The sequence below is a fragment of the Prosthecobacter sp. genome, assembly GCF_049294395.1.
Taxonomy (GTDB): Bacteria; Verrucomicrobiota; Verrucomicrobiia; order Verrucomicrobiales; family Verrucomicrobiaceae; genus Prosthecobacter.
On sequence record NZ_JBAQCR010000253.1, the window covers coordinates 1 to 3,880 of the forward strand.

Below are 3,880 nucleotides of genomic sequence, written 5' to 3' on the forward strand. Positions count from 1 at the left end.
TCCGCGCCAGCAGTTTTCACACATTTGGCAGATTCAGAAAAATCTCTGCGGCGTTCCCATCTCTGCGGTGAAAAAGAGCGATTTATCCTTCGCTGAGCCACATACCACACCATGCTCTATTGTAGCCCAGAGGGACATGGAATGATTCGCCATGTAATAAAATGCAATAATTGCTTTGACATCTGAAATTGGGACCCAATTTAAAAAGGTGTCATGCATCACTCATCATCGACACACTCATCGGCTTCCAGCCTTCCGGCGGGGAAGATCACGCGAAAACAGGTGGCTGCTCACTACGGCCTGTGCGTTCGCATCATCGACAATCTCACGCGCTCCGGCGTGCTGGGGCATTACAGGATCGGCAAGTCCGTCCGCTACGATCTGGCGGAGGTGGAGGCCACGCTGCGGGCGCGCTTTCATGTGGACGGCACAGGGCTGCAGGGTGGGGCGGGCTGTCCCCAGCCCGCCGCGTCGAAGCGCAGAGGCACCGGGGAAAAGCAGAACCTCCAAGAGAACCTGCGGCCTGCGATTCACGAGAGCCACGCCCATGCCGCTGCCGCGAATGCGGGCACGGATTTCCAGGATGAAGGCGAGGAGACGTGCGATGGCGGCTTGAGGACAAGCCGCCCTAGTGTGCTTGGCATGAACATGAACTAATCAGATGAAAGGAGCTGATCGGAAACGATGGGAGTTAACCGTAGCCGAAGGACAAGGCAGCGGCCGCGAGGCCGTGGCTGAAAAAAGTCCGGGGCAAACTCTCGACCACAGGAACACGAAGGCAGGATGCGGCGACGAGCGTGCCAGGAAACGCGAAGTCCGAAGACCATCAAGACGCATCAAGCAGAGGTCCGTGGCACGAGGGGAAAGCTCATGTTCTTACCCAAGGAGGCCTGTCTGGCGAGAGCCGGCCAGAAGTCAGCAGAGGCCATAGTAGCGAGGAGAGCCGCCGAAAGGCGGAGGGAGCGAAGGGCTGGTAGGGAACCGCTGTGCGGGTCCGAAGCTTAGGGTCTGTGGCGTCGCGGGCGCTCAAAAAGGTGCGCCGTCCTTGGAATGCGGAAAGGCAGCAGGCATGGGACGTTGCTGAGAGGGGGCACTGAGGGTGTGAAAGCCCCCCTTTCATCCGCTGCGGGTCGAGGAAACTAGGCGGCCAAGGAGCGCGGACTTCCAGTCCGCAGCACTCCGCCGAAGCGCCAGATTCTTATTCGCGAATCATTCTCATCACACCGATGTGGTGCTCGATTGCGACGAAATCGCAATGATGATCATTCATGGCTTAAAGCGGATGTGTTAGAAGCTCGGGGCCGCTGTACGCTTGCGGAGTGCTGCGGAATAAATTCCGCGCTCCATTTCTCCAAACAAAAAGCCCCGCCAGGGATGCTGACGGGGCTGAAGTGGGGAGAGTGACCGGGCTGTCCTACACTCAGGCGGCGGCTTCGGCGCCTTTGTGGCCGAGCTGCTTCACGGCGAGATTGAGCTGATCGTACTCGATCGGCTTCTTGATCACCGTCACCGGTCCGTGGGAGAGTATACGGCTGAGGATTTCGCTGTCAGGGTAGCCGGTGATCACCACGATGGGGAGATCCGGATACAGCGCCTTGAGCTGGGAATACACTTCATCTCCAGGAACGTCCGGGAGCTTGAGGTCGAGGAAGACGAAGTCAAACTTCTGCTTCTTCGCCATGGTGATGGCTTCAGCGCCGGTGCCGACGACGAGGCGTCCGAAACCCGCCTTCTTGAGGAACTGCTTGAAGAGGGCCTGCAGGGCGGGGTCATCATCCACCACCATGACGGTGGGCTGCCCGGCTTCGTCTTCCTTGCGCAGCACATCGCGGTCAAGCAGGCTGCGCTTGATGCGCCAGCGACCACCGATTTGCACAGCGGGCAACTGGCCACGCTGGACGAGGTAATAAACCGTTGGAAGAGGGATGCGGAGGTATTCCGCGGTCTCTTTAACGGTCATAAGTTCGGGTGCTGCTAGATCGGCCATAAAATTGGGGGGTGTGTCTTGTTGCCTGCGATTAACTGTAAAAATCGAAACTGAGTCTCGTTGAGAAGTTGTTAACAACGTTAACCGATAATTTCTATCATTACGGGGTAAATATCGGGATGTGGCTAAATGTGTGGTTCCAGATAATTGGTAGATTTGCGAATTATTGCCACAATTGCAAACCAAAAGTGTGTGCTAGCTAAAAAACTTCGGAAATCCTGAAGAATATCATACAATTGCTATCAATCCAGAATGGGGAGCATCGAGCGTGAGGAATAGAGCCAGTCCAATGGTCTAAATTTTATTTAGATGGTGGCTACGATGAGTGTTTGTATTCCAATATGTTACGCGTGCCCATGGGGAGATGGCTTTTTTGCAGTGGGTGTACCTGAGGCAACCCATTTGCCAAGTCGCCAGGCTTGGCCTAGATCAATCCTCCCATGTCTGATTCCATCCCCAATGTCCTCGCTGAACGTTACGCCACCGCCTCCATGCGCGCCCTTTGGTCGCCTGAAGGGAAAGTCAGACTGGAGCGCGATTATTGGATCGCAGTTCTGAAAGGCCAGCGCGATCTCGGCATCGGCGTGCCGGATGGCGTGATTGAAGCCTATGAAAAGGTGAAGGATCAGGTAAACGTGGCCTCCATCATGGAGCGCGAGCGCGTGACGCGGCATGACGTGAAGGCACGCATCGAGGAATTCTGCGACCTCGCGGGCCACGAGCACCTGCATAAAGGCATGACCAGCCGCGACCTGACTGAGAACGTGGAGCAGCTTCAGGTTTTCCGCTCTCTATTAGAGGTCCGCTCCAAATGCGTGGCGGCTCTCGTGGGTCTCGCACGTCGCGCCAAGGAGACGCGTGACATTCCGCTGACCGCGCGTACGCACAACGTGGCCGCGCAGGTGACCACCCTGGGCAAGCGCCTGGCGATGTTTGGCGAGGAGCTGCTCGTGGCCTTTGGCGATCTGCAGCATCTCATTTCCAGCTACCCGGCGCGTGGGCTGAAGGGTGCCGTGGGCACCCGGCTGGATCAGATCACTCTCTTTAATGGTGACGCGAAAAAAGCGGCCGAGCTGGAAAGCAGCATCCTGAAGCACCTCGGCATGCCGGCGGCCTTCAATGCCGTGGGGCAGGTGTATCCGCGCAGCCTGGATTTGCAGGTCGTCGCCTCGCTCTGCCAGCTCGCCAGCGGTCCGTCCAGCTTTGCGCGAACGCTGCGCCTCATGGCCGGGCAGGAACTCGCCAGCGAAGGCTTTGCGAAAGGGCAGGTGGGCTCCTCCGCCATGCCGCACAAGATGAACAGCCGCTCCTGCGAGCGCATCAACGGCCTGCACGTCATCCTCAAAGGCTACCTCACCATGGCCTCCGGTCTGGCGGGTGATCAGTGGAATGAAGGGGACGTCTCCTGCTCCGTCGTCCGCCGCGTCATGCTGCCGGACGCCTTCCTCGCCATGGACGGCCTGCTGGAGACGCTGCTCACCGTGCTCAATCAGATGGAAATCTTCGAAGCCGTGGTGGAGCAGGAGCTCATGCGCTACCTGCCCTTCCTGCTGACGACCACCGTCATGATGGAAGCCGTCAAAGCAGGGGCTGGTCGCGAGACCGCTCATGAAGTGATCAAAGAGCACGCCGTGCAGGTGGCCAAGGACCTGCGCACCGGCAAAGTGCGCGAAAACGACCTCCTCGCCCGCCTCGTGGAAGACGTGCGCCTCACCCTCACCGCCGAAGACATGCAGCGCCTCGTCGAAGCCGGCAAAGCCAACGCCGGCGACGCCCCCCAGCAGGTGGACGCCTTCTGCGAACACGTGGCCGCCATCAAGAAAGAGTACCCCCAAGCCGCGAAGTATGAGCCGGGGGTGATTTTGTAGTCTTCAATCGAGCACTCTCACAGCG

At 58.4% G+C, this 3,880-nt stretch carries 3 protein-coding genes; 2 read left to right on the forward strand and 1 reads right to left on the reverse strand.

What is annotated here, in order from left to right:
- Nucleotides 1-213: 213 nt before the first annotated feature.
- Nucleotides 214-657 carry a helix-turn-helix domain-containing protein gene (locus tag WAW39_RS17525; RefSeq protein WP_422320480.1) on the forward strand — a complete coding sequence of 148 codons (444 nt, stop codon included), beginning with the start codon at nucleotides 214-216 and terminating at the stop codon, nucleotides 655-657.
- A gap of 763 nt (nucleotides 658-1,420) precedes the next feature.
- Here the strand turns inward: WAW39_RS17525 and WAW39_RS17530 are convergent.
- Nucleotides 1,421-1,987: a response regulator gene (locus tag WAW39_RS17530; protein WP_422320481.1), complete on the reverse strand. Its 567-nt coding sequence runs from the start codon at nucleotides 1,985-1,987 to the stop codon at nucleotides 1,421-1,423.
- A 440-nt stretch (nucleotides 1,988-2,427) separates the two neighbouring features.
- Between WAW39_RS17530 and purB the strand changes: the two genes are divergently transcribed.
- A complete protein-coding gene (gene purB, locus WAW39_RS17535; RefSeq protein ID WP_422320482.1) occupies nucleotides 2,428-3,855 on the forward strand; it encodes an adenylosuccinate lyase in 1,428 nt (475 codons plus the stop codon).
- Nucleotides 3,856-3,880 lie beyond the last annotated feature (25 nt).